The sequence below is a fragment of the Mucilaginibacter sp. genome (genome assembly GCF_036568825.1).
Lineage (GTDB): Bacteria > Bacteroidota > Bacteroidia > Sphingobacteriales > Sphingobacteriaceae > Mucilaginibacter.
The window spans coordinates 1-24356 of sequence record NZ_DATCRU010000059.1 but is presented as its reverse complement, the minus strand read 5'-3'; the positions used below and the strand labels follow the sequence as shown (position 1 = coordinate 24356).

The 24356-nt window shown below is 43.4% G+C and carries 24 protein-coding genes and 1 pseudogene; 8 read left to right on the top strand and 17 right to left on the bottom strand.

From position 1 onward, the window contains the following. Position 1: 1 nt before the first annotated feature. A complete protein-coding gene (locus VIM89_RS11990; RefSeq protein ID WP_488156393.1) occupies positions 2-1225 on the bottom strand; it encodes an AAA family ATPase in 1224 nt (407 codons plus the stop codon). Between the two features lie 328 nt (positions 1226-1553). Between VIM89_RS11990 and VIM89_RS11985 the strand changes: the two genes are divergently transcribed. Both VIM89_RS11985 and VIM89_RS11980 read left to right on the top strand, forming a co-directional pair. Beyond that, on the top strand, positions 1554-2108 hold the full coding sequence (locus tag VIM89_RS11985; RefSeq protein WP_488156392.1) for an ACT domain-containing protein: 555 nt from the start codon (positions 1554-1556) through the stop codon (positions 2106-2108). Positions 2109-2200: 92 nt separating this feature from the next. Beyond that, positions 2201-3418: an MFS transporter gene (locus tag VIM89_RS11980; protein ID WP_488156391.1), complete on the top strand. Its 1218-nt coding sequence runs from the start codon at positions 2201-2203 to the stop codon at positions 3416-3418. 16 nt (positions 3419-3434) lie between these two features. Here VIM89_RS11980 and VIM89_RS11975 read toward each other — a convergent pair whose 3' ends face one another. The 3 genes from VIM89_RS11975 to VIM89_RS11965 all read right to left on the bottom strand — a co-directional run bounded on the left by VIM89_RS11975 (position 3435) and on the right by VIM89_RS11965 (position 5521). Next, positions 3435-3653 (bottom strand): hypothetical protein, encoded by a 219-nt coding sequence (locus VIM89_RS11975; protein ID WP_488156390.1) that lies wholly within the window; start codon positions 3651-3653, stop codon positions 3435-3437. A 32-nt stretch (positions 3654-3685) separates the two neighbouring features. Further along, the gene (locus VIM89_RS11970) at positions 3686-4429 is read right to left on the bottom strand and encodes a sulfite exporter TauE/SafE family protein (RefSeq protein ID WP_488156389.1); all 744 of its coding nucleotides are present in this window, start codon (positions 4427-4429) and stop codon (positions 3686-3688) included. 381 nt (positions 4430-4810) lie between these two features. Beyond that, positions 4811-5521 (bottom strand): hypothetical protein, encoded by a 711-nt coding sequence (locus VIM89_RS11965; RefSeq protein WP_488156388.1) that lies wholly within the window; start codon positions 5519-5521, stop codon positions 4811-4813. A 145-nt stretch (positions 5522-5666) separates the two neighbouring features. Here VIM89_RS11965 and VIM89_RS11960 point away from each other — a divergent pair, with 145 nt between their 5' ends. The 4 genes from VIM89_RS11960 to VIM89_RS11945 are packed head-to-tail and all read left to right on the top strand — an operon-like array spanning position 5667 to position 12095. Beyond that, a complete protein-coding gene (locus VIM89_RS11960; RefSeq protein ID WP_488156387.1) occupies positions 5667-8291 on the top strand; it encodes an ATP-binding protein in 2625 nt (874 codons plus the stop codon). Further along, positions 8284-10533 (top strand): hypothetical protein, encoded by a 2250-nt coding sequence (locus tag VIM89_RS11955; RefSeq protein ID WP_488156386.1) that lies wholly within the window; start codon positions 8284-8286, stop codon positions 10531-10533. The genes VIM89_RS11960 and VIM89_RS11955 overlap by 8 nt, the downstream gene beginning before the upstream one ends. Further along, positions 10505-11695: a DNA cytosine methyltransferase gene (locus VIM89_RS11950; protein ID WP_488156385.1), complete on the top strand. Its 1191-nt coding sequence runs from the start codon at positions 10505-10507 to the stop codon at positions 11693-11695. Before VIM89_RS11955 ends, VIM89_RS11950 begins: the two co-directional genes overlap by 29 nt. Continuing rightward, on the top strand, positions 11676-12095 hold the full coding sequence (locus tag VIM89_RS11945) for a very short patch repair endonuclease (RefSeq protein ID WP_488156384.1): 420 nt from the start codon (positions 11676-11678) through the stop codon (positions 12093-12095). The genes VIM89_RS11950 and VIM89_RS11945 overlap by 20 nt, the downstream gene beginning before the upstream one ends. A gap of 92 nt (positions 12096-12187) precedes the next feature. On the opposite strand, the gene VIM89_RS11940 is transcribed toward VIM89_RS11945, so the two are convergent. The 4 genes from VIM89_RS11940 to VIM89_RS11925 all read right to left on the bottom strand — a co-directional run bounded on the left by VIM89_RS11940 (position 12188) and on the right by VIM89_RS11925 (position 14627). Further along, positions 12188-12733, bottom strand: a complete 546-nt coding sequence (locus VIM89_RS11940; RefSeq protein ID WP_488156383.1) for a hypothetical protein — start codon at positions 12731-12733, stop codon at positions 12188-12190. Positions 12734-12787: 54 nt separating this feature from the next. Beyond that, a complete protein-coding gene (locus VIM89_RS11935) occupies positions 12788-13828 on the bottom strand; it encodes a DUF932 domain-containing protein (protein ID WP_488156382.1) in 1041 nt (346 codons plus the stop codon). 4 nt (positions 13829-13832) lie between these two features. Beyond that, a complete protein-coding gene (locus VIM89_RS11930; RefSeq protein WP_488156381.1) occupies positions 13833-13961 on the bottom strand; it encodes a hypothetical protein in 129 nt (42 codons plus the stop codon). 78 nt (positions 13962-14039) lie between these two features. Next, positions 14040-14627, bottom strand: a complete 588-nt coding sequence (locus VIM89_RS11925) for a hypothetical protein (RefSeq protein WP_488156380.1) — start codon at positions 14625-14627, stop codon at positions 14040-14042. A 64-nt stretch (positions 14628-14691) separates the two neighbouring features. Between VIM89_RS11925 and VIM89_RS11920 the strand changes: the two genes are divergently transcribed. Together VIM89_RS11920 and VIM89_RS11915 are read left to right on the top strand one after the other, a co-directional pair. Then, entirely contained in the window at positions 14692-14988 is a 297-nt protein-coding gene (locus VIM89_RS11920) for a hypothetical protein (protein WP_488156379.1), read from the top strand. A gap of 174 nt (positions 14989-15162) precedes the next feature. After that, complete coding sequence (locus VIM89_RS11915) at positions 15163-18039, top strand: DEAD/DEAH box helicase (protein WP_488156378.1); 2877 nt, start codon at positions 15163-15165, stop codon at positions 18037-18039. Positions 18040-18125: 86 nt separating this feature from the next. On the opposite strand, the gene VIM89_RS11910 is transcribed toward VIM89_RS11915, so the two are convergent. From VIM89_RS11910 to VIM89_RS11870, 9 genes and pseudogenes are all read right to left on the bottom strand, one after another. Continuing rightward, positions 18126-18305, bottom strand: a complete 180-nt coding sequence (locus tag VIM89_RS11910; protein ID WP_488156377.1) for a histone H1 — start codon at positions 18303-18305, stop codon at positions 18126-18128. A 67-nt stretch (positions 18306-18372) separates the two neighbouring features. Beyond that, entirely contained in the window at positions 18373-19650 is a 1278-nt protein-coding gene (locus VIM89_RS11905; protein ID WP_488156376.1) for a hypothetical protein, read from the bottom strand. 3 nt (positions 19651-19653) lie between these two features. Beyond that, on the bottom strand, positions 19654-20721 hold the full coding sequence (traM, locus tag VIM89_RS11900; protein WP_488156375.1) for a conjugative transposon protein TraM: 1068 nt from the start codon (positions 20719-20721) through the stop codon (positions 19654-19656). A gap of 11 nt (positions 20722-20732) precedes the next feature. Continuing rightward, on the bottom strand, positions 20733-20957 hold the full coding sequence (locus VIM89_RS11895; RefSeq protein WP_488156374.1) for a hypothetical protein: 225 nt from the start codon (positions 20955-20957) through the stop codon (positions 20733-20735). After that, positions 20954-21580 carry a conjugative transposon protein TraK gene (traK, locus tag VIM89_RS11890; RefSeq protein WP_488156373.1) on the bottom strand — a complete coding sequence of 209 codons (627 nt, stop codon included), beginning with the start codon at positions 21578-21580 and terminating at the stop codon, positions 20954-20956. Before traK ends, VIM89_RS11895 begins: the two co-directional genes overlap by 4 nt. A 2-nt stretch (positions 21581-21582) precedes the next feature. Further along, positions 21583-22773 carry a conjugative transposon protein TraJ gene (gene traJ / locus VIM89_RS11885; RefSeq protein WP_488156372.1) on the bottom strand — a complete coding sequence of 397 codons (1191 nt, stop codon included), beginning with the start codon at positions 22771-22773 and terminating at the stop codon, positions 21583-21585. Continuing rightward, complete coding sequence (locus VIM89_RS11880) at positions 22770-23444, bottom strand: TerB family tellurite resistance protein (RefSeq protein ID WP_488156371.1); 675 nt, start codon at positions 23442-23444, stop codon at positions 22770-22772. The genes traJ and VIM89_RS11880 overlap by 4 nt, the downstream gene beginning before the upstream one ends. After that, a complete protein-coding gene (locus tag VIM89_RS11875; RefSeq protein WP_488156370.1) occupies positions 23431-24108 on the bottom strand; it encodes a hypothetical protein in 678 nt (225 codons plus the stop codon). The genes VIM89_RS11880 and VIM89_RS11875 overlap by 14 nt, the downstream gene beginning before the upstream one ends. Continuing rightward, a pseudogene (locus VIM89_RS11870) lies at positions 24095-24356 on the bottom strand (conjugal transfer protein TraI); the annotation flags it as partial. The pseudogene VIM89_RS11870 and the gene VIM89_RS11875, both read right to left, overlap by 14 nt.

The window sequence follows — 24356 nt, the reverse complement described above, 5'->3', positions numbered from 1 at the left end:
TTTAATTTTCTTTAGTACGTGATAATAATTTACTTATTGAAGATGGTGCCATCTTGAACAATGGAGCTATATCTTTTTGCTTAAATGAAAAAGATTTGTCAGATAGGAGGGCCTGGATCAATTGTTCATCGCCATGAACCATTGCATTACGTTTTTCCTGAGAGATACGGCCGGCGTTAAGTAGCACAAATTGTCGCATCATCGAAACAAGATCAATATTGCTGTTCAGTAATAATACTCTTTTAAGCCATTGAACGAGTGTTTTGGCGTCTGCTCCTGAACTGCCTTCTAGGCACCATGTCAAAAATTTAAGTTCCGTCTCATTGAAATCTAGAGGTGTGGCCAGTTTGCCAATAAGATGAAGTATAACATCTATAGACGGTTTAGGTACTTGCATTTGAATATCAAATCTGCGCCAAATAGCAGGGTCCAGTAGGGTTTCATGATTTGTTACGCCAATTGTAAATCCTTTTTCATGCCTAGAGTCTAAACTTTGTAACAATGTGTTCACTACACGTTTCACTTCTCCAACTTCATGTGGATCATTTCTTAGCTTAGCAATCGCATCAAATTCATCCAATAGCAGCACGCAATTATAACGATTTGCAAAGGCAAACAAATTGCCTATGTTTCTTGAAGTTGTTCCAAGAAATGACGACATAAGACCTTCTAATCGAGCTAATACTAGAGGCAGCCCTGTTTGTTTTGCAATCCATTTTGCTAGATGTGTTTTACCGGTACCGGGTAAGCCATAAATTAGGCAAGAGCTGGCGGGAAGTGCTTGAAGTTGGATTAGCTGCTCGAATTGCGTCCATTCATTGATAATTGATTCTAAGGCGATCTGTATCTCCGGAGAAAAAATTGGCGGTTCAGAAGGTAAATCCTCATCAAAAAAAACTTCGACCAATACCGTGGATGTTTCTTTGTCTACTGGCAGTGGGGTTTTACGTGTAAGTGTCTCGCCGGTTGACAAAACAAAGGATTTTTGAATCCTACTTGGAGTCATCTCAATATTGCCTTGAGAAGCATTGAGAATTCCATTTAACGAATTTGCTTCTGTTTGGTGCCCATCTTTTTCTAGAGCATTCTTAAGGCGATTAATCTGATGTACTAAAGCATCGGTTGGGTTTGTCAGTGCCGACCTGCATAAAGCTTGTATAATATTGAAATATTGCATGGGGTAAATGTTGATTACAAATATAGAAATAAAATTCCATTTTTTCAAGTAAATATTCTATATTTAAGAAAAAAATTCCAAAATAGTGAATTTATTTCTTAAATATCTTATTTAATTTCCATTTTGTTTAATTGTAAACAATTGTCCAACAGTGCATTCTATTTCCAAAATAAACCCTATATTGCCACAATAATGAAAGCAACACCACATACACTTAAACTCACCACAGATCGCATTGGCGGACTGCTGGTTGTTGTTGTCATTATTATTAGCATTATTACTCAATCACCGGGGTAAGGCAACGTTTTGTAAATTATCAAACCACATAACGGCCCCCCGGATCATCCCCGGGGGGCTTTTTTTATTTATTAGTATTATGAAAAAGCAATCCAAAACCACCAGCCAGTTCATCTTTACCGTTTATGCCGAAGACAAACGGGGCCTTATCGGGCAGTTAATGGTATTCTTCAACCGCCGCTATTATGACGTGCACAGCCTGAACGTAGCCCGCACGGACATCAGCGACCTGGTGATGATCACCATCGAAGCAACCCTACCCGCGCCAGAAGTATTTACACTGCAGGAAAAACTCAAAAAGATCATCGAGGTTCATTCGGTGGCAGTAACGCCGGGAGAGGTGGGGCTGAAGAAAACCGGCTTTTATCGCTTGTCTATTGATGCGCTTGGTGAATCACTTTGGCAACTGCTTCATAAGTATGGCGCAACGCTCAGCAGTATCGATAAGGATAGCCTGGTGATCAGCAAAACGGGTCAGGATAAGGACCTTGCCGGACTGTACAGTTTGCTGGAAGGCCCTTCACTACTTGGGTTCTGCAAAAGTGCACTGATCCTGGAAAGCAGTTTGATACCGTTTGAACAACTGGATAAAATGCGGGTAGAAGTTCATGAGCCTGCTGTTGTAACCGGTTGATTTATAGTTTACATAGGCTTTTGTAACGCTCTGTGTATAATATTTTACAATTAATCTGTGGATTTTAGCCGATTTTTGCCGGGCAATCTTCTATGAAAAAACTGGGTGAAATAAATCTATTCCGGGCTTTCCGCAGCCGCAATTTTATATATTATCTTACCGGAAGAGCGGTTTCGCAGTTCGGTACCTGGATGCAGCGTACGGCTGTGATCTGGGTAATGTATACCATTACGCATTCCCCCTTTTGGATCGGGGTGACCATTTTCGCCGAGCAATTTCCATCGTTTTTATTCTCGTTCTGGGGCGGTGTCGCTGCCGACCGGTACGACCGCTTTAAAGTGATCCAGATTACGCAGGCTACTTCCATCGTACAGGCGGTTTTATTGGCAGTGTTGGTATTAACAGGGCATACCGCTATCTGGGCCATACTGTTCTTAAGTGTTGTGCTGGGTATAATCAATGCCTTTGACATTCCTGCCCGGCAATCGCTGTTTAATGAAATCATAGCCGATCCTGCTAATCTGTCTAACGCTTTATCGCTTTCCACCGCAACCGCCAGTCTTGCCCAATTGCTTGCTCCCGCGTTATCAGGTATTATCCTGGCCGCCTGGGGAGCAGCCACCTGTTTCTTTATCAACGCTGCAAGTTTTGTCGGGGTGATGATCTCTCTCATGTTAATGGATCGCCCTGCTTATCATCCCAGAGAGACCAAGAAGAAAGTCACCAGGGACTTTGTTGATGGCTTCTCCTATATATGGAAAACCCCGTCTGTCGGCCTGATCATTTTGATGCTGGCTATCATTAGTTTGCTGGTTTTGCCTTACAATACGGTGCTGCCGGTATTTGCCAAAGTTATTTTCAAAGGCGACGCGAAAACTTTTGGTTATATCAACAGCTTTATAAGCGTAGGGGCGGTAGCAGGTACTATTTTCCTGGCGTCGCGCAAGCCGGGCACACACATGCGGCGGATATTATTCTACAGCACGGTTATGATGGGCATTGGGATGATCTTTTTTTCCGAGCTTAAAAGCTTTCCGCTTGCCATGTTCTTTGCGGCGCTTACCGGGTTTGGTTCTATAGCGCAGTTTACGGTTTGTAATATTGTGGTTCAATCAGAGTCAGCACCGGAAATGCGTGGCCGCGCAATCGGCATATTGCTGATGGCCATTTTTGGTATGATGCCGTTGGGCAGTGTAATAGTGGGTGCTATTTCGGAACACATAGGCGCACCGGCTACAGTGCTGGGAGAGGGGATACTTGCCATTATTATTGCATTGGGTTTTGTTAAATACCTGACAACCCATTCCTGAACCGCAAATCAAACAGTTAAGACCCAAAAGCTGATGCGTTGAGGGGAGTGACTATTCCTGTTGGGTTTTTGATAAAACGCAACTCATTAAACCCAGGTGCCGCTGTAAACGGCGCCGAGCTAATCAATGTTTTTTCGTTATAAGCATTGCTGACTTTGGATTCTATTGCATAGTCACTAATAATAATGACCTCGGGAGATGACCATTGCTTTTTCTTTTTTTGCGTGTATTCCATACAGACAAGTTTACAAAAAAGGCAATAATTATTTAACGATAAATCCTATAAACGGAATTGACCATTAAAAATAATCCAATTAGGATTAAGCCCCAGTAAACATAGTAAAAGAAGGTGCCATCTTTGAGTTTCCGGTTTAGATATCTGCCCAAATAAATGGCAGGCAGCGAGGCTGGCAGCGACACTAAAAAATATTTAAATACGGCTATCGTTAGCAACCCTTTAACTGCGTATGCAACCACCCCAATGAAGCTTGCCGGCAGGAAATAAGCCTGGAGCGTGGCACGGAAATCTTTCGCGTTCCATTTTCGCATATTACCATAAACCACCAGGGGCGGCCCATTAATACCGTACGCACCGCCGAGTATTCCTGACAAAAAACCGCATATAAAAAGCCAATACTTGTTGTCCGTTTCAAGTACTATACTGTTCTTACCAAATAAAGCATATAAAGAATACAAAATAATGATAGCACCAAGGCCGATCTTGACCCATAATTCATTGCCATAGATCAATATCAGGGTGCCGATAGGAATACCCACCAAAGCAAAGAGAATAAGCCACTTAGCGCTATTGAAATGAATCTGGCGATGATCCTGCACCACTACCACGAGCGCTACTAAAATGGAAATCAGGACAGATAACGGTACGGCGGCGTCAATTGGAATAAAGAGGCTAAAAAGAGGTACTGCGACTAAGGATTCGCCAAAACCGAAAGTAGAGCGCACCAGCGTAGCTAAAAAACTGATCAGGAAAATATAAAAGAATATTACCATCAATCAATAAAATAAAAAAGCCCTGGCGATATCACCAAGGCCTTTGTGCACGCAACTGGGTGCTTCTCGAACCATTTTATAGAGGATTTACGCAAATTGGCTGCAATCACATGATCCGCTTACTTTGTGCTTATCGAACCATTTCATGTAGGCTCTACGCAAGTTGGCTAGAATTACATGACGCTTCCCTGTGCTTATCGAACCGTTTTTTTAATGATAAATAAACGATACGCCAAACTGTATCAATAAATTTGCGTTTTATTTCTTTGTTTATTTATACATCCGCAATATGTACTTATCGATACAGAAAGCAAAGCACTATTGTTGATAATAAGTTAATTAACTGTTTTTGAGTTACAAATGAGTAACAAAATTAATGTATTAAGGGGCTGTACGGAGCAATTCTCCGTAGTCACTAGATACGTCGTCAAAATCATATTTTCCTTTAAGAGAAATCCTTATTTTATCATCGATAAAATTTACTTGATCAATAAACTCTTTTTTGCTTAGGTATTTGTGCCCGCTATAACTGTATTTAAATCCAGTAGAGAACGTTTTGGTTATCACTCTTTGAAATTCGTCATACAATACTCCCGCTAATACTTTAACCATCTTTTCAATCCCGTAAATTAATAGTGCCAGATCTGCCAAATTTTGTGGCGTATGAAATGACTTTCTGCTAAAATATATATTGTTACCTTTTTCATCCCTATGGTTATGAGCAATAGCCTGGTTTCTAAATTGTTTTAAATCCTTAAAAGTATTGAGCAATTTCCTTGCAGGTTTAACAATTTTCTTTACTTCTAGTATTACTTTTTTGTATTCGCCTTCAGTTTTAATGCCGAGCGTCTCATCCCACTCTTCGATAAAAGAGCATGTTTTTAACAGTATCTGATAATACAGAGCTTCTCTGATAGAATCTATATACAATCCGTCCTCAAATTCATCGTAGTCATATTCGCTCTCTAACAACAACCGGTATTTACCTAGCGCTTTAAAATGCTGATCAATCAGAATAAATAATGACCATAAAGTAAAAATGGATATTTCGAGATCTTTTGGGCGGGAAATAATATCTTTGTTTTTAACCATATTAAACAATAAAAATCGGGCAAAAAATACTTTTAATTTATATAATCATTTTAAATCCATACATTTATTCTACAGTTTTCGACTACAAAATGTACGTCTGTTCATATTGACAGTTTTGGACCATTGAGAACACTTAAGCCTTGCGATGAAATTCAAATACAACCCTCGAATAATAAAACATCTGGGGACAGAGCTGATCACTTCTGACGAAATAGCTATTACGGAATTAATAAAAAATTCCTATGATGCAAAAGCTAATAAAGTTAAAATTCATTTTCTATCTTCCTTTAAAAATCTTGATAAGAATAATCTTTTAACGAGATTGCCATTACAACTTGACAGCGAAATTGCCGCTGTTGGTGACGGGCCATTAATGATCCTGGAAGACGACGGTTCGGGAATGTCCCTGGAAACGCTAAGGGATGGCTTTTTTGAAATTGGTTCTGATTTTAAAGCAAAAGCAAAAATAAACCAATCAGAAAATGATGAAATTATATTGGGAGATAAAGGAATTGGACGTTTGTCCGCCCAAAGATTAAGCCAAATCCTATTTGTAGAGACGAAATCTTCGAAAGATGAAACCACCAACGTGGTTAAAATTGACTGGAATAAATTTATAACCAGTCAAAACGAGGACGCCCCCGAAATTTTAATTCCCAAAAAGGACGGAAGTTCGTACACCCGGCTATGGTTTTTTAGTACCGAAACACACCCAATAAGTTTTGAAAAATATTTTGAGTACAGGAAAAACGCGCAAATAGACCTGTTTGAAAATAGAATTGAACTTGAGGGCGGTTCATACTACATTAAGGATGATTTGCAGTCGGCCTTAAGTTTTTTATACTCCCCCTTTGAGCAAAAAAAAACCTTGCTGGATGTTGAAGTTTACTATAACTCTGATCCGGTTCTGCTGGATTTTAATTATGATACTTTAAAGATCGCCGAATCAATACACTCATTTGATACAGAAATAATTAGAAACGAAGAGGGAAAGCCAATAGACCTGGCCATTACCATGAAGATGGAAATCCGGCCCTGGTTTATCGAACGGATACACCAAACCGAATTAGGTAAGATATTATATCAAAGTTACAGGTTAACACACTCAGGCTATAACGACCTGATAAATAAATACAAGGACAAATTTAACAGTTCACTGAAAGAAGAAATCCCTCTTAGTGAGCTTATAACCAAATGGAAGCTGCCTGAAACTTACTTAAACTACGTATTGAAGATCTCACCGTTAGAGGGTAAAATTTATTCCTTTAAAAGAGATGCCACTTTAATGCGGATCGCGGTAAATTCTGCGATAGCGAATAACTATATCGATAAATCCACCAGTATAAACAGAGATATTAAACCGTTTCTGGAGTCTAATAACGGGATAAAATTATACCGCAATAAGTTCCGTGTGGGTACTATTGGTAATAAAGATGACGACTGGTTAAAGCTCCAACAAAAGCGTACAAGTGGACAACAATTTTACAGGTTTGAATTAGGTAATGTAATCGGATATATTAAGATAAACGACTTTTTCCAAAGGTATATTTATGAGACCAGTTCAAGGGAGCATTTAACAGATAATCCTTTCGTTCAGGCGTTAGAAGATGTATTGGAATACATATTTGAGGCCTTTTCGCCAAGGTTTACAAAACGCGCTGTGGAAATTTCCAAAGACATACTCGATGGCGAACAATTAATCCCTAAAAATGATCCTGGCGAAATAAAAAATGAGGTAAAAAAATCAGAGGACGTTTTAAAAGCAGCTAACGAAAATATCCGCGCCATTCAAAAGGCATTGTCAGTGATCGGCGAAAATATTGACCTGGATACCGATGATAAAAAAGAAATAATTAAAAAAGTCCTAACTGAGCTACAGAGCGTAAGTGTAAACTTTGAACAAAACATTGACGATGCACAAAGATCATTTCAAAGCGCCAATAAATTACTCCAGGTAGCTGAAGCCGAACAAAAAAGGATCGAGGTCGAGGCTTATAATAATTATAAGCTCATGGCAAATGGTCTTGTTACAGAGGTAATTACGCACGAGCTCCACTCTTTGCTTTCACATGACATTTCAAAAGAAAACAACGAAGACCATTTTAAGGCTCTGAAAGACTACCTATTTGAAATGAAACAGTATGAGTTAAATAAGGTGCACCTAAACCCGCTGCGTAAACAATTTGACACGTTGTTTGCCAAAATGAGTGATCTTAACCGATTTTACTCATTCCTGGAAAAAACGTTTTTATATAAGGGTAACAGTCATGATTTTGAAAAAGTAAGTGTTGAGTCTTATTTAGACGAGTTAAAAAAGCGGTTCGATTTCCGTTTAAAAAAGAACAAAATCGAACTTGATTATGATAATGTTGATCAAACGTGGGTTGTTCCAAAAGGGTCACTAACTCATGTTTTTTATAATTTGATAGATAATTCAATTTATTGGATACAAGACAAGCAGCGCAGGGCAGCCTATGATAGTACCTATCAAACAGGCGGATCAGACTCAATTGTTATAAAGGGGGTAAATAAGGATGTTATACATTTTTATGATACGGGCACTGGGGTGCTTGACCGCTATGAACATACTTTGTTTAACTCCCTAGAATCGGGCAAAGAAAATGGACGGGGCATGGGACTGTATATAGTAAAGAACTTCCTTAAGTCTTTTGGCGGTGATATTGAGCTTTTACCTGATAGAAATCAATATAATCACAGATATATTTTTGAAATAAGAGTTAACAATAACGATTCCGAAGATAATGGCTGATTTTCTCCAGATTATTACGGGCTTAAAAGCAAAGTATGTCGTTCTCATTGAAAATGATTTACACTATGAGACGAACGGCGACATTATATTGGCCAAATACTGCCAACTTTCTGATTTTCAAAGAAACCGATTAATTAATACGCTCACCGCTTTGGAAAAAAAAGAGACGGTGGCATTAATCGAGGAATTCAGGACTGGCTTTGAAAAACTTAATCACGTTGATGAATTAAAGGTAACGTTGGTTCCTGATGAGATAGCAGAGTATTTAAAAGCTGTTGATGGAACTGCCCTGTTAACAGAAGCTGTATCTAAAAATCTTGCACTAGTCACTACGGAAACGAACGTGAATGAAGCTTTTCTTAGAAATGGCATTTACAAACTTGGTGATACACGCTATGATGTTTTGTTAGAGGAATTTGCTAAAGTGCCAGGTTTAGAAATGACTTTTTACAAATCTAAGCCCGTACCTGCGGATATGCCTTCATTTACGGAAGAAATAAAGCATGGCCTTTCCCAGACCGGTAGCAATTACTATATAGCCGTTGTTGACAAGATGCTTGGAGAAGGGCAAGAAGAATCGGGAAAAGCGTTTATAGAACAGGATTTACTGGTTAATAATAAAACTCATGGCCTTAAAAGTTTAGCATTCCTATTCACTACTCAGGCCAATCCGACCCACCCGGAAACATATAAAAGTTATTTTGTACGTGAAGTTTTGAAAGGCAATGAAAATCTTATCCAAATTATTGCAGGATATCTGACGGATAGTGCTTACGCGACGGTTTTCAAATCCTTTCATGACGATTATGTTGCCAGTGCCGGCAGTGCTTTAGCGATGGCTCTTAAAAACCAACAAAATGTCAAGCATGTCATAAAAAAATCTATAAATGAAGGGATATCACCATTTGATTCTTTGAAAGCCTGGTTTGACCAAATTGTCCAACATCATATTGATTTGAGACAAATAGAATCAATTGATTATTATTCTTCGCTTACGAAGTTTTTTGACCAACAATCGCTTTTAGATCATGAAGGCTTAAAGGATTTTGGTCCTGATCTTGAGAAATTGAATTCTTTTGAATTGTTTGATAGTTATATTAATGAAAAAGGATTGCCAATTTACCCGGGTGATATTTTTCTTAAAGAGAACGAATATTACATTTTAACGGGGCAAGTATGCGACCTTTTAATTCGTGATTCAGGTAACCGGGGGGCTAAGATAGCTGAGTTCTTGAAAGTCAACTTTAAACCCTACCCAGATAAAGACGAAGAGAAATTTAAAGTCGAAGTTGACAAAAGTGGTAAAAAGGCTATTAGAATTCATCATTTTTATGATGAATTAACACAAAGCTATGGCATAGCCGAAATAGAAATTACTTCTAAAAATACTTTCTACGGGGATTTTGCGGTTTTAGACTTGTGTCATTTTAACTCATCAGGAGTCTCTCAACTCCTAATCGATGATTTTGATGAATATAAAAAATATCATTGGATGACAGATGAAAAACTAAAATATTTAGTAACTTCGCGCGACTACTTGCTTGGACAAAAAGATAATCTGGTTAATTCTAAAGGGATTTTAGAGTTAAACGGTAATGTTTTTAATGCAGGTAACCTTGTAGAAGCCGAAGGAAAATTAATATTTGGTTTTAAACGGGTATCCAGGCTAAAGGGGCGGTTTTACGATTCGCTTTACCAGCAGGTAATTAATTATAAAGCTAGGATTGATCTGAACTTGATCGATCAGGCGATAGCAACCGACATCCCAACTAAATTAACAATCAAGTTTAGAGCTTCAAGTGAGGAACAGGTTATCAATACGACATTGAACAGGGTTAAAGGCCAAAAGCACTTTATTGAAATAGAAGATATTTTAACCAAAGCTGACGAGCGATACAAATCTGCGTTGGCGCATTACAGTTCTTTCTCAGTTGATCCTAAATCTAAAGAGTATCAATTAACGGTAGACGAAAACAATAGTAGTTCAACGCTGGAGTTGGAGTTGCTGTATACCGACAAGGATATGGCAAATAAAGTTTTGGGCGAGTCCGTTGGCTTTTCAAGGCTATTTAAAGAAAAGTTAGAGAATAGGCAATATCATTTTATTGATAACCAAGAGGTTGGAGAATTAAACGAGGCTGGGACAATAAGTTTGGCAAACCTGCAGAGGGGAATTAAGTTAACACAAAATAATACGACATTAACTATAAGTAATGGCAGACTGCAAGCAACAACTGAATAATTCGACATTTTCGATATTGTCCCTTTTTTCAGGTGGCGGTTTTTTAGATATCGGATTTATAAATCAAGGATTTCAAATAGTTGAAGCCGTTGAAATTGAACCTAATTTCATAAAATCTTATAATTTCGGAATGGATAACTATTTTAAGTATTCAAAAAATGCTTTTGTCAGTCAAAAATTAGTCAAACACATTACAATACAACGTCCAGTTGATGTATCAAACGAAAGCGAACAAAATAATTTAACAAAAAAGTACGCCGGTATTTCGGGATTAATAGGTGGGCCGCCTTGTCAAGATTATTCGGTTGGCGGTAAGAATGCAGGTATTGAAGGTGAAAAAGGGCGATTGATCCATAGCTATCTCGGACTGGTAAAAAAAGTACTTCCGCAATTTCTCTTTTTTGAGAATGTTGAAGGTTTATATAAAGTTAAAAGGCATAGAAAAGCTTTTAATGCTTTTGTTGAAGAATTGGAAAATTGCGGGTATGTAGTTTGGCATGATATTCTCAATGTACTGAACTACGGTTATGCGCAAGACCGTCCGCGTATAGCTTTAGTAGCGTTTAAGAAAGAAATTATCGAACGGCTGGTTAATGCAGGCTATAAGCTGGAAAAAGATAACTTTCTTCTTAAATCAAACGGCACGGAAAAATTTGTTTTCAAATGGCCTGAGCCTGCATGTAAAGAGCCGAAGATGTTGAAGTGGCCTCAAAAAAGTAAATTCGGAAAAGATCTTGAGTTAACTGTACCTGTTGAACAATATCGTTTATGCGTAGAAAATGCCTTCTCAGGACTTCGTGACAATTCACCGAATCAAAATGAATACTTCAATCCAAAGTCTTCACGTTTTTCGATAATTGAAGAGGGTGATACAAACAGGAAGTCGTTTAAAAGACTTCATAGATTGAAATATAGTCCAACGGTGGCATACGGCAATAATGAAGTTCATTTGCACCCTACCGAGGCCAGAAGGCTAACAGTTCGGGAAGCGCTACGGTTACAGACGGTACCTGATGAATATGTATTGCCAAAGGAGGTATCGCTAACTCATAAGTTTAAGTTGATCAGTAATGGCGTACCAACAGCCAAAGCAGAACTTGTTGCTAAAGAAATAAGAAGAACTCTAATGATTTATAATCAACTTGGCGGACATTTGGAGTAAAGAAAAGCGTAGCTATGTAATGTCGAGAATCCGGGGCAAAAATACCAAGCCGGAAATTTTATTACGTTCATTTTTGTTTAATTCCGGATTCAGATTTAGACTGCACAGTAAGCATTTACCAGGTAAACCCGATATTATATTAGCCAAATACAAGACGGTTATTTTTGTACATGGATGTTTTTGGCATTATCACAAAAAATGTCCAGAAGGCCGGATACCAAATACAAATTCAAAATTTTGGTCTGAAAAGTTATCAAAAAATATAGAGCGGGATATAAAAAACCAAACGCTTTTAAAAGCGCTTGGCTGGAACGTTATTGTAGTTTGGGAATGCGATATAGAAAAGCGCATTGAAGAGATCGGGAATGAATTGATAAAAAACATCGTTAGCCGACCCTGACTGTTAAAATTGCCGTATCTTTTAAAATGCTTTAATTGCGACAGCAACGCCCGTCTGCCGCGAAGCGGCAGCGGGCGACCCGGGCTTTGGGACTATATTTCGACTATTAAGCCGTCCTGACAATCTGCTGCTTCGGCTTCCGCATCCGTGCGGTTATCGAATACAAGCGTATTACCTTCCGTGTCAGTACAAATTGTGGCATGCTGTGGTCCGCCGTGCATTTCTAAAACTAAATATTGGCTATTAAGTGACATGGCATGTTTTACGGGTAGATAAAACATGGTGATCGCTTGTAAAAAACGTGGCGACTTCGCCCTGTGCAAAGCGTACTGCTCCAAACAGTGATTGGTGAATATCGCTGAATAACCGCCGAAAAGTTGTTCAGTAAACATATTATTGCTTTTTAAAAGGCTCTTACCATAACGCTTAACTGTTGCGCTGACCTGTTCAGAAAGGCTTAACCATTGATGGTAACTTAAAAACGGATTATTCCAGTTGGCTATCAATTCGTCTTTGTCCTTTAGCACCTTGTCTGCTATATCCTTGACATATTCTAAAAATTCGGGTATCTCGTTTCTAAATAAGTCAAACATCACTTTGGCTTTATCTACATTGGTTAATTGCTCTATCGTTTTCATGACCTTTTTAAATTTAATGGTGGAAGGATAAAGGGGCATTTCTGCCCCTATGGATTAGTTTAAAATGCTACTGCCGTGCTTCGCAAAGTCGGTACATAGATTAAAGGCAGCCTGATTTTTCTGTAAACCCGTGCCCTGCATAATGGATTTGAATTTGCTTTGGTCATCCCTGAAATTCCGCACATTTTGAAAATAGCCGGTCACTGCATTGTACATGCCGAACAAAGTGCCTTTGGTGGTATTTTCCTGCTGTGTGGGATTGGTCATCGCATAGTCGAATACGCTTGAAACGATGTTGTTAAACTGGCTGGTCAATTCCTCCTGCTTGCCTGTTTTTACCAGTTCATAGGTTTCACGGTTTGGCGTCATGGCTAACTGTATCAGTTGCTTTAACTGCGGGTCAGTAATTCGCACCCTTGACCATCGGTTAAATACCGCTTCCAGTTCTACCGATAGCTGATTGGTGATACCCAGCATTTTGTGCGCCTGTTTGAGTTTGTCGGTCGCACTGGCGGTGTGGCGTATTTTAATGCTGTTGACATGGTTACGCAATGCTGCGTTCAACGTGTTCTGACACACCACACGGATAGGCGTAAAAGCAATGGTAATGCTTTCCGTGCCATCATGCGAAGTCGTTAAAAACAAATACTTCTCGATGCAATCGTTTCGCCCGACACGGATATAGTCCGGCAGTTTGGCGGTGATAAAAATGCGTTCGCCATTTCTGCCTAATGCACCGGCCGTTTCGTAAAAAATACCGTCCTTACCGCCCACGATGCTATCAAAGAAGCTGAAAACATCTACATTTTGCACCACTTCATAATCGCTACCGACTACACCCAATACGCTATTGGTATCGGTGCGGACAGTGGCGAAATGGTCAGGTACATGCGGTTCGTTGCTTGTCCTATTAGACGGGTCGTAGGCATAAAGCGCCCATTTGCTTACCTGATAATCCAACCCCGCATATTGCAGGGCTTCGGCACTGGTCGGGTAATCCGAAATGATCTGCCCCAAGCCGTGCCATGCTTTTTCCTTGACAGAGAAAAAACTGTGTTTTCCTGTCTGCTCATTATAATTGATGTTATGTGCCATGATGCTAATTATTATAAGTGTCCAAAAATTCGTTAAACTCAAACTGGAATAATGCAGGGTTAGAAGTGGCTAATTCCTGCGCATAGCCCACCCAAAAGATTTGGTTGGTTAATTCGATAAATAACTCTAACATTGTTATAGTGATTAGTGGTTTGACCATTAGCCAAACGGCCTGTGTATGGATAGTACACAGGCCGTTGCCATTGATAACTCACGGAATTACGATAGTGCTTTCGACTTCGGCTAACTTATCCACGCAAAGCTGTCTAACCTCGTGGGCGACATAAGCGATAATAAACGGGTTCTTAGTGACAAACTCGTTGCCGTCATCATCCGAAATTACCAACTCGCAACGCTGAAACTTGCTGTCACTTGCCATATCGTCTTTATCGTCGCTCTGTGCAATAGCAAAACTGTCAATATTGGCAATCGTATTTTGCAGCTTTTTCTTCTGCGCTATCTTCTTGCCCAATTGCTCAACAATCTTTTCGGTCTCTTCCAACTTACGGGCTTGCTGCGCTGCAAACTGTTCTTTGATTTCCTTTTTGCTCGGCTCTTGCTGTACTGCAGGTTCTTCCTTTTTAGGCTGATCCGCAGGGTTTGCAGGTTCGGCGGGTGGCTGCGGTTTAGTTTCTTCCTTTACTGGTTCGGGCTTCGTTTCCTCTTTTTTCGGTTCGTCCTTTTTGTCATTAAAAGCGGTGCTAACAGGCAAGTTATTGATTTTCTGCCCGTTGCCTGAATTGATGTTGTTACCTACTTTGTTTACTATACTGCTACCGGTTTTTACTTTGGTTTCCATTGTCTTAATTTTTTAAATTTTTGATGCTTGTTTTTACTTTAAATCCTGTGATGTTCTGCGGTCTGTGCTGTTCCGTCTGCCCGGTGGCGCTCTGCCTGTCTGCGTATTCATATCCGTGTTGCTTATTAATCCAGTCACCCTCGGCAGTAGCCTCGGGTGGCTTTTTCTAAGCAACTCACCTAATAAGCCGGGCAACAGCGGCAAGGCTTTGCGGAAAAAAATACCTCGCGAGCGCAGCGAGCAGGGAAGATTTTTTTGCAGCAAACCCGAAGGGCTCCGGCCTTGTCCGATGTGCCCGGCTTATGAGAACTTCGCTGCGGAAAAAGCCAGCAGAGAGAATGGAAAAGGGTATAAAGCTTAAAAAAACAGGAAAGTGGCAATATGGGCCGAAGCACCGCAAGAACGAGGATGCGAGGTGCATGTTGCCCCAATGCGGTGAAGCGGCGAAGTGAAACGGAGCGGCTGGAACCGCTGGCTATTGTTTATCTTTATAGTTCAACAAGCCCTTGCTGCTTATTCGTAACTTAGCTACCCCATGTCTAAAAATTCACAACTAAATATGCTTCGCTACTGGCGTAATACGCTGGCCGACGCGGCGCGCATCGTGATTGAGGTGGAAAAAACACTGAATCAGCAAAAAGCCAAGATTGACCTGACCAGCGGCATGGTAGATGTTGCACAAACTCTGGCCTTGCTAGATGCCTTTGAAAAACGGACAAACGAGGATAAAGGCCGGCTTAGCACCAATGATCCAGCCTGGGAAAAAGCGGAGGAAGTGCCGGTGTTTGTTGCTCCTTTCCGGGTAAGTCCTGTGCCTGAATACACTACGCTGACAGGGGAAAAGGGTATTTTTTATCCTTTCTGGTTTCGGGCGGTACTAACCAGGAAAGGGCAGCTCAAACCGGATGAAGATACTTTTCCTTATATACCACGGGCTTACCTGGAACCGCAGGTTAACCAGGAAGTAAACTTTGTTTTTTCGGATGTTGACCGCGTAGATGAAGCGTTTAGCCGTCCGTTTAACGGCCAGCCGGGATGGATAAATTACCGGGATTATATCTTATCCATGTTCAAAGCGATAACGGGACAGGAACCGGAGACCTATTCCCAGGAAAACTTAGCGGTGACGATGGAGTATACTATCGTGATCAATGATACCTTGACCGGACCGGCCGATGGCATTATCAGTTTATATGATTATATCATTCAGCAGAAAAAGATCCCGTTAATCCTTAACGCACTTGTGGAACGCCAGGAAACACCACTGAAATCCTTGCTTTCAGGCGCAGCATTTGAAAAAGCGGCAGGGGCGCATCTAGGCCAGATGGCTTATGAATTTCCCTTGTCCAAGTCTCAGCGTACCAGCTTATACCATTATACAACGATTGGGCATGGCGATACCCTGGCGATCAACGGGCCGCCAGGGACGGGTAAAACTACGCTTTTACAAAGTGTAGTCGCTACAGAAGTAGTTCAAAAGGCCATTGCGGGTGGTGATCCGCCGGTAATACTGGCCTGTTCGGCCAATAACCAAGCTGTGACGAATATCATCGACAGTTTTTCGAACGTTAAACAGAAAAAGGGGGCGCTTTATGAACGCTGGCTGCCTGGTGTAGACGGCTTTGGCCTGTACCTGCCGGGAGGGAATCGCGAAGTGCAACCACATATCCCGGTAATCAGGCGGGTACAGGGCAGGTTAAGTGGTGCACATACCGAAAAAGAAAATGAAAGCTATCTGAATCAAGCCGAAGCGTACTTCATTGCCCACAGCGGACAGATCGGCAGCACGGTCACTACAATCATCGGGAGCTTACAACAAACTTTGAAAGCAAGCCGGCAATTACTGGTTGACGGAATAACTATCTGGCAGGATTACCGGCAATTCAAAGCTCAATTACCGGAATTAGGTACTTATAGCTTGAGTTACTTGGAGAAAGCGATTAAGGAGTTAGAGATCAGTTTCAGCAATTACCTGGATGCGGAATCGATATGGCTGAAACTATTTTCCTTTCTAAATTTCGTAAAAGAAAAACGTGCTACGCGCGCTAAACAGTTATTCCGTGATTGCCCTATGGCTTATAACGCGGTAGATTTTTACCAGATCAAATCTATCCAGCAATTCTTTGACCAGAAGCTCGGTTTAATCGAGCAGATTAAAAAGGCACAAAAAAATTGGGAAGAATGGCAGCGAAAGGCAAATGTCAATCATGATCCTGCCGAAGAAGTCTTTTATGAACAACTGGAAATGGGCCTGAAGTATGATATGTTCTATACCGCCGTGCATTATTGGGAAGGGCGCTGGTTGATTGCTACCCGTTCGGCACTGCAAGAAGACCGATTAAGCCGCAATGGTGAGGGGGCTGCAAAAGAACGGTGGCAACGTTTTGCCATGCTTACTCCATGCTTCGTATCGACTTTTTACATGGCACCAAGATTCTTTAGTTATTCCAAATTTATCCAGGCCGCTCCGGGGCAAAATACATGGGAAACACCGCCGCTACTGGATTTTATAGATCTGCTCATTGTCGATGAGGCCGGGCAGGTGTCACCCGAGATCGGCGCGGCAAGCTTTGCCCTGGCCAAAAAGGCTTTGGTAGTGGGAGATATTTTGCAGATAGAGCCGGTATGGAACGTGCCTAAAAAAATAGATCAGGCCAACTTATACCGTTATGAAGTGATCAACAATTTGAACGACCAAGCCGCTATTGAAGACTTATATGGTAAAGGATTCTTGTGTAGTTCGGGCAGTATCATGCGGCTGGCACAAAAAACCTCTTATTATCACCTGTATCCGAAGCAGGCACGCGGGATGCTGCTCACAGAGCACCGCCGCTGTTTTGACGAGATCATCAGCTATTGTAATAATTTAGCTTATGATGGCTTACTGGAACCTATGAAAGGCCCGGCAAAAGGCGGACTGTTGCCGCCATTACAATTTGTACCCGTTAAAGGCGATTCCCGTACCAGCGGTATCAGTCGGGCAAATCAAGAAGAAGCCCAAGCCATCGCTCAATGGATCGCAGCCAATCAGGATACTTTGATCAAGCATTACGGCATTCCACTCAAAGATATTCTGGCCATCGTGACGCCGTTTACCGGGCAGAAATTCACGCTGCGTAACACGCTTCGAAAAGCCGGGATCAACATGAGCGGCCTGACCATCGGTACGGTTCATGCTTTGCAGGGAGCAGAACGACCGGTCGTGCTGTTTTCGGCAACCTATGGCGCTAATGATCAGGGTAAAAGCTACTTTTTTGATGCCGGGCCGAATATGCTCAATGTTGCGGTTTCCCGAGCAAAGGAGACTTTCGTCCTGTTTGGTGCACAGGAAATCTTCCAACGCTCCGGACAAAGTCCCTCCATGCAGCTTTTCCGGCATATACAGCAATTTGTGAGCACCAACAAATTGTGAGCACTAACAAATTGGTCGAAAACAACAATAAAGCCCTGTCGACCAGCGGCAGGGCTTTCCCAAAATAGTTAAGCGGTTAATTCAGTTTATTTTGCTACGTTCTTTTTTTCCGTCACGTCCTTACGCAGATCGGTCGCCAATACTTTGATCTGCTGCAAGGCATTGCGGAAACGGGTACCGGCTGCGTTGTTACCTTTCTCATAAAAGGCTGTTCCTTCCTTTTCCGCGGTTTCTACTAATGCTTTTAATTCTTTGATTTTGTCCATGATCTTTAATTTTTAATGTTTAACAATATGAGTTCGTTTCAAAAGGCGGCAAAGATAAACTTTTGGTTTATACGGCCATGCCTTGTTCCTGTTCCTTCTGCTGGCCTTTGCCTTTTTCGAGCTTGATATTTTGGTCAAGCTTCGGCACTTTGAGGAACTGTTCGCGGTTCTCCGGCTTGCGGTCCTCGCGGAAGAAATTGAGCTGGCGGTAGCGTGGCGCGGCTTCGAGGTATAGCTTCATTTCCTGGCCGTCCTTTTCGGTAGTAATCAAAGGCCTATTGCCGTTTTCCATATTACGGATGAGCTTTTCAGCTTTTTTCTCATCGCTCATTTCTTTAATGTTATACCGTTCCAGTTGTTCCTTGATATCGAAATTGTAAGAAGGTACATGATACTGATTGGTGGTATAATTCTGGTAGCGGTCTTTCGGGCTGTCGAAGTCCAGCTTGATCCAAGCGGCATAGGTATCGCCGCCTAAATTCAACAAGTCGTCCCGGAATACGGCGCGGCCCTGGATAAGGTTAGCAGCCTGCTCTACGGTAAAACCCTTGCCGCGATCCACAAAAAAGGTTTGCGTTTGCGCAGGTGTGCGGAAAGTCTTCTGGAAATCTTTTTCCACGTAATCAACCTTACCGGCTTTCATTGCCGCCAGTTCGGTTGAGTGGGCGGCATCCTTACCGGCAGTCAGTTTGCTGTCGCCTTTTTGTTCCTTGAAAAAGGTGATGGCCTCGGTCACATTATCAAAACCTTTCGTCAGGTTCTTGCCCGGCACTTCCGGGTGGGGACTGACCACAAAATAACGGTGGCCTTCTTCCAGCGCCTTGCCGGTATTGAGCGCCACATCGAATTTATTGAGATAGTAATTGTCCGACTGGCCGGATTGCCGGAAATGCGAAGTCACATCGACCAGGCCTTTGTTGCCCCTGATCTGTTCGTGCAGGGTAAAATCCGGTTTACCCTGTTCCATTTTTTGCTGTACTTCTTCGATGGCTTTTTGGCTAAAGCCTAATTTCTTCATCTCGTCCTGGATGTTTTGCAGATTGTTCCTGTTCATTTCAACGGTGTTTATGGTTAATGAATTTGACCTTTTAAGTTCTTCCAGCAGTGCATCGACGTGCCGGTAGTGTACCTGGTAGCTTTGCCCGGGGCCGGGTGATTCATAATAGGGTGCTTTGGCTCCCAGGTATTGCATCGCGTAGCCGAACGTGTCAAAAAACACGAAATGCTGCGGCTTCAATTCCGCGACGGACGGCACCAGCGGAAATACCACATGGTTCATCCCCATATCTTGTGCATCTTCCAGCATGGCGATGATCTCGCCGACATAGCTTGTTTCCAACCGCATGACTTAGGATTTGTTGACCCTGAGCAATATCGGCTGCCCGCCATGCAGTTTCACACGTATGCGCCGTGCTTTCTTGCCAAGCAGCCCTTTTGCCGCCGAAATGCCCGCTGTCGCCGCCTGTGTGCCGAGCGAATAGTCCGCCGACAGGAACTGCATACTCTCCAGCGCATCCGCCGTGCCGCCGCCCGCTGCCTCGCTTAATTCCGCTTCCGGGGCCGGTATGCCCGCTAAGCCGTCCAGCGAGAAAACGGTGAAATTGACGGGGATGATGGATGTTCCCAGGCGCACCGTTCGGATGTCCAGCAAAAGCCGTTGGTTGGTCACGTTACATGCCCCCGAGAGCGCCTGTCCCTTTGCATAATGGATACCTGCAATGGTCACGCTATCCGCCAGTTTCAACCGCACCACACCACCGGGCGCTATCTTTTGATTGCCGTCAATAAGAGCGGGAATCGCTTTGAAAGCGCTGTCCGGCTTTTTTGCAGCCTCGTCTTTTTTCAGTTTTTCACGCACCAGGCCGGGGTTTTGGATCTGCTGTATCTTATCTAGCATGGAATTGAGCTGCTGCATTTGCGGATCAGGTCCGGCGGTTTGCTGTTTCTGCCTGATCAGTGCTTCCAGCCTGACCAGTTCCGCGGTCTGTGGATCGGGCTGTGCCGCATCAGCAGGTGGTTTCGCGGGTTGCGGCTGGCTGATCTGCCGGTTGATTTCGGCCAGTTTTTCCTTGATCCTGGCTTCACTGGCAGCAGCACTGTTGGGATTTGTCCCAGCCTGTTTGTGCATCGACGCCGTGTCCCAGCCCAATGCGGCAAACGCGCCTGCCGCCGAATGCGACCGGGCCGCCGCGCTATTCCGCTGCGCCTGGTCATATAAACCCATTTTGTCCGGCGGCGCGTTCTTCCCAAGTTTCGCGCCCGGCAGCGTTGTATTAATGCCCTGGTTAGCCGCCGACTGTTCCGTTCCCACCGTGCGGCCACCGCCGAGCGCGTAAAAGCCCAGCGCCGAGAACAGCAGCACGAAGAGCGGCATGACCAGCAGCATCGTTAATTTTCTTTTTTCTGATGTTGTCATATCGTTTTGAGTTAAAAGTGAATAATCGCATGGATGAGCAGCAGCAAACAGCCGCCGCCGAACAGCAGGATGAAAAGCGCCAGCGCAATGATCTTGGAACCGCGGTTCCAGTACTGCGTTTTGCGAAACAGGTAGTTGGCGACCATTCGCTGCCGCTTCTCCATCCAGTTACGGCAGGTGACCAGCCATTCCGCATCCGGTCTGCGCACGGTTTTTTTGCGTTTAAATAACATCATGGCTGACTGTTTTTAACCTGTTCATCCTGATTTTGCAGGATCTCCCATCCCTGGATGAGAAAGCCATGCGGGTTATTGTCCGTTTCCGTTTTCAGGTCGCTGACCTTGCCCTGCGTGATCAGGCTGCGCGTGATAGTTGAAGTGCTCCTGATCAGTTTTTCGGTCGCATAACAGGTAAAACCATAAGGATAACTGTTCAGGTCGAGCCGGATACTATCTACCTGCACCTGCTGGTTGATATTCCCGGAAACCAGATTGTTGAAATAACCGGCCTCGCGTAAGTTATCATAAGCGGTCTTGGCGCTGCCATCGGCCAAGTAAAGCGCTTTGGTGATGGTCGCCTGTATCTGCTTATCGTCAGGCACCAGCGTAAAAAAGTCCTCATGGAAAGTCTTGATGTGGTCACGCAGTTCCACCGGCAGGTTGGTCTTCCGGTCGGACGAGACGGCTTGCAGCACCTTACCATTGTACAGGATGTGTACCCGGTTTTGCGCCCGGTCAACCAACTGGTAGCTTTTCCAGGCGATGAAGGCACTAAGCAATACGCACCCCGCCAGGAACAGGTAACTGAATAGTTTAATGTGCTTAAAAGCGGTGTCGATATTTTTGAAGTGTTGAAACATGATTATTTTCCCGATAATTTGTCTTTTTGATAATTAGTGCCGCCGCTGCGATAGCCTTCCCTGAAATCTGCGGGTGCATTCAGGATATTGCTTCGGGCCTGCTCCATCCGGTCGCCCAACGCGGCGCCGCCGGATGCGGCTGTGCTGACCGTGGTATTGACCACCGAAGCGGATACCTGCGTTACGCGGTTCAGCAAGCCGTTGCCGCCATGCGCATGGATGACATAGTTAGCCACGCTCGGTACGCAGAAATAGCCGACAATACCGATACATAAAAACACGAGGTAACAGGTATCCGTCGGCGAAAAGAAGGTGTCGCCGGAGCTTTGAATCTGGTTAATATCCAACTTGATCATCTGCTGCTGCACCTGCCCGATGATCGAGCCGAAAATATTGGCGATAGGCAGCCACAGGAAGATATTGATATAACGGGATATCCATTGCGTGAGCGTATGCTGCAACCCGTCGAACACCGCAAAGCCAAAAACCAAGGGCCCCAATATTGCCAGCACGATCAGGTAAAACGTCCGTATCGTATTGATACAGAGGATAGCGGCCGCGTACAGCACCTGCAAAATCTCGCTCATCCACTCTTTAATGTTATTTTTAAAATTGTAGGCCTCCTTGTCCATCCAGAATTTCACGTCATTGCCCAAAGCCGAAAAAGTGCCCTCGTTCTGATCGTTCGGGTCATCCGGATGCGTATAGGCATACCACTTCGACCGGTCGCCATTACCGTCATCACCCACATACATCTGGTAAGCCGATGAATTTTTAATCGCGTCTTCCTTTTGCTTGAGCAGTAAGGCGATACTGTTATTGCTGTTGGTGACCATGCCCTGCGTGGTGGCCACGATAGGCTGCATGATCCCGTTCATCAGCGAAATGACCATCGGGAACAGCATGATGCACATGCCCAAAGCAAATGGCCGCAGCAAAGGATAAAAATCGATCGGTTCGGCCTTTGCGATCTGCCGCCATACCCGCGCAGCGATATACCAAAGGGCGGCAAAGCCGGCGATACCACGGGCCGCATCGATCAGGTTGCTGCATAAGGGGATCATCTGGTTATAGACGTTATTGAGCACCGGCTGCATTCCTTGCAGGCTACTCGTAATGTCCTGGGCGCTTGCCTGCGTAGCAAATGCACTTAGCAGTAATAGAAAACTGCCGCACCATAATTTCTTTTTCATGGAAATAGTCTTTGAAGGGTACCTACATCATTCTGTTCCTTTTGCCGCTGAATATTGAGCAGTTGTACTTCCGTATCGAAATGTCGCAGGAAAACCAGTTTGCTTTGCGAATCGTCATAGAGATGGTCGATGGCCTGCAGGCGCTCGGCATCGCTCATCCGTAAAGTCCCCGCCGTCAGGATGTTTGCCAAATTTGTCAGGTTATCTACGCTTTGGCTCAACAGATGGCTGAACACATCGTTCAGGTAGATCAGTTCCGAAGCGCTGAAATGCCCGCTGTTGCCGGCCATGCTATAAGCCGATTTCGCTTCCGAAACCATATCCGCCTGGTAAGTCATAATATCCGCAATGCGCCCGTATTGCCGGACCGCCGGGCTGATCTGCTCCAGGCTATTCAAAAAAGCCGAATGCAGGTTAAAATTTCCTTCGGAAATATTTTTGACCTCGTTATAACCCTGTGTCAGGATGGTATAACCGGTTTCCATATCTGACAAAATCGCCTTGAACTGTGTCAGCTTTTCAATATCGTAAACCAATTGTTGGATGTCCTGCGCGGTGGATTGGGCTTTGCTTCGCTGCGCAGAACCAAGAATCAAGAAACAAGAACCAAGACAAGCGATTACTAAACCTTTCAGCTTTCGCCTTTTTGCTTTTAGTTTAATGATTTTCATACAAAGGATTTAAGTTTAAGAATTCGTTTTGCTCAGCATTTCGCTGCGCGGCTAACAGTCTGACCTGATTGCAGAAATGGCAGGTAAACTCATATTGGTCTTTGATTTCGTCATCATCTTTCGCTATGCGTTTTATCCGCTCATCATCGCTCATCGCCAGTTTCCCGGCCGTCAGCGCATTTTGCAGGTCGGTCATCGTTTTGGAGCAATCGGACAGTACTGTCCGCTGCACCGTGCCGATATAAATTTGTTCATCCGGGGTCAATCCATCCAGGCCGGATAAGGCCACAAACTGGCTGATGATGCTTTGCTGCTCTGTCTGTATGCCACTTTTGTCCGCGTATTGCGCTACGACCGGGTTGACCAGGTTAAGGGAGTTATAGTAGCCGGTATGCAAGGCGTATTCGCCATTCTTCCAGTCTTTGATCGCCCACCAATCGTTATGCAACTCATTATAACCCTGCCTGACCGAATTCTGGAAAGCGTTAAGCGCTTCGATCTGCAATACCAGGTATTTGATCTGTGTCTTGCCCTGCTCGAACCATTCGGCGAAGGTTTGCGCTTTTGCACGGTGAAAGCTGAAAGCACAAAGACCAAAGCAAAACGCCATGCAGAGGAAAGCTTTCCGCCTTAACCTTTCTGCTTTATGCTTAATTGATCCCATAATATTGTTTTAAAGTGAGCACTTCGTTTTCATCCTCAGCCCGCTGGATACTGAGCATCTGGTTTTGGGTGGTGAACTCCTGCAAATCGTTGTAATTGGTATCCATGTGATCGGCAGCCTTGTTGACGAGTTCCAGTCGCCTGGCATCCGGCATCTGTGTTTTGTTCGCATGAACGACCACCAGGATCTGATCCAAATCCTTGATGCTGGCCTGTAAAATGCCCGAATAAACGTTACTCACGTAACTC

Bases quoted from the DNA above. Each gene is read 5' to 3' on its own strand.
- VIM89_RS11985 (WP_488156392.1), top strand. From the start codon at position 1,554: ATGAAAAAGCAATCCAAAACCACCAGCCAGTTCATCTTTACCGTTTAT.
- VIM89_RS11980 (WP_488156391.1), top strand. From the start codon at position 2,201: ATGAAAAAACTGGGTGAAATAAATCTATTCCGGGCTTTCCGCAGCCGC.
- VIM89_RS11975 (WP_488156390.1), bottom strand. From the start codon at position 3,653: ATGGAATACACGCAAAAAAAGAAAAAGCAATGGTCATCTCCCGAGGTC.
- VIM89_RS11970 (WP_488156389.1), bottom strand. From the start codon at position 4,429: ATGGTAATATTCTTTTATATTTTCCTGATCAGTTTTTTAGCTACGCTG.
- VIM89_RS11965 (WP_488156388.1), bottom strand. From the start codon at position 5,521: ATGGTTAAAAACAAAGATATTATTTCCCGCCCAAAAGATCTCGAAATA.
- VIM89_RS11960 (WP_488156387.1), top strand. From the start codon at position 5,667: ATGAAATTCAAATACAACCCTCGAATAATAAAACATCTGGGGACAGAG.
- VIM89_RS11955 (WP_488156386.1), top strand. From the start codon at position 8,284: ATGGCTGATTTTCTCCAGATTATTACGGGCTTAAAAGCAAAGTATGTC.
- VIM89_RS11950 (WP_488156385.1), top strand. From the start codon at position 10,505: ATGGCAGACTGCAAGCAACAACTGAATAATTCGACATTTTCGATATTG.
- VIM89_RS11940 (WP_488156383.1), bottom strand. From the start codon at position 12,733: ATGAAAACGATAGAGCAATTAACCAATGTAGATAAAGCCAAAGTGATG.
- VIM89_RS11935 (WP_488156382.1), bottom strand. From the start codon at position 13,828: ATGGCACATAACATCAATTATAATGAGCAGACAGGAAAACACAGTTTT.
- VIM89_RS11930 (WP_488156381.1), bottom strand. From the start codon at position 13,961: ATGTTAGAGTTATTTATCGAATTAACCAACCAAATCTTTTGGGTGGGC.
- VIM89_RS11925 (WP_488156380.1), bottom strand. From the start codon at position 14,627: ATGGAAACCAAAGTAAAAACCGGTAGCAGTATAGTAAACAAAGTAGGT.
- VIM89_RS11915 (WP_488156378.1), top strand. From the start codon at position 15,163: ATGTCTAAAAATTCACAACTAAATATGCTTCGCTACTGGCGTAATACG.
- VIM89_RS11910 (WP_488156377.1), bottom strand. From the start codon at position 18,305: ATGGACAAAATCAAAGAATTAAAAGCATTAGTAGAAACCGCGGAAAAG.
- VIM89_RS11905 (WP_488156376.1), bottom strand. From the start codon at position 19,650: ATGCGGTTGGAAACAAGCTATGTCGGCGAGATCATCGCCATGCTGGAA.
- traM (WP_488156375.1), bottom strand. From the start codon at position 20,721: ATGACAACATCAGAAAAAAGAAAATTAACGATGCTGCTGGTCATGCCG.
- VIM89_RS11895 (WP_488156374.1), bottom strand. From the start codon at position 20,957: ATGATGTTATTTAAACGCAAAAAAACCGTGCGCAGACCGGATGCGGAA.
- traK (WP_488156373.1), bottom strand. From the start codon at position 21,580: ATGTTTCAACACTTCAAAAATATCGACACCGCTTTTAAGCACATTAAA.
- traJ (WP_488156372.1), bottom strand. From the start codon at position 22,773: ATGAAAAAGAAATTATGGTGCGGCAGTTTTCTATTACTGCTAAGTGCA.
- VIM89_RS11880 (WP_488156371.1), bottom strand. From the start codon at position 23,444: ATGAAAATCATTAAACTAAAAGCAAAAAGGCGAAAGCTGAAAGGTTTA.
- VIM89_RS11875 (WP_488156370.1), bottom strand. From the start codon at position 24,108: ATGGGATCAATTAAGCATAAAGCAGAAAGGTTAAGGCGGAAAGCTTTC.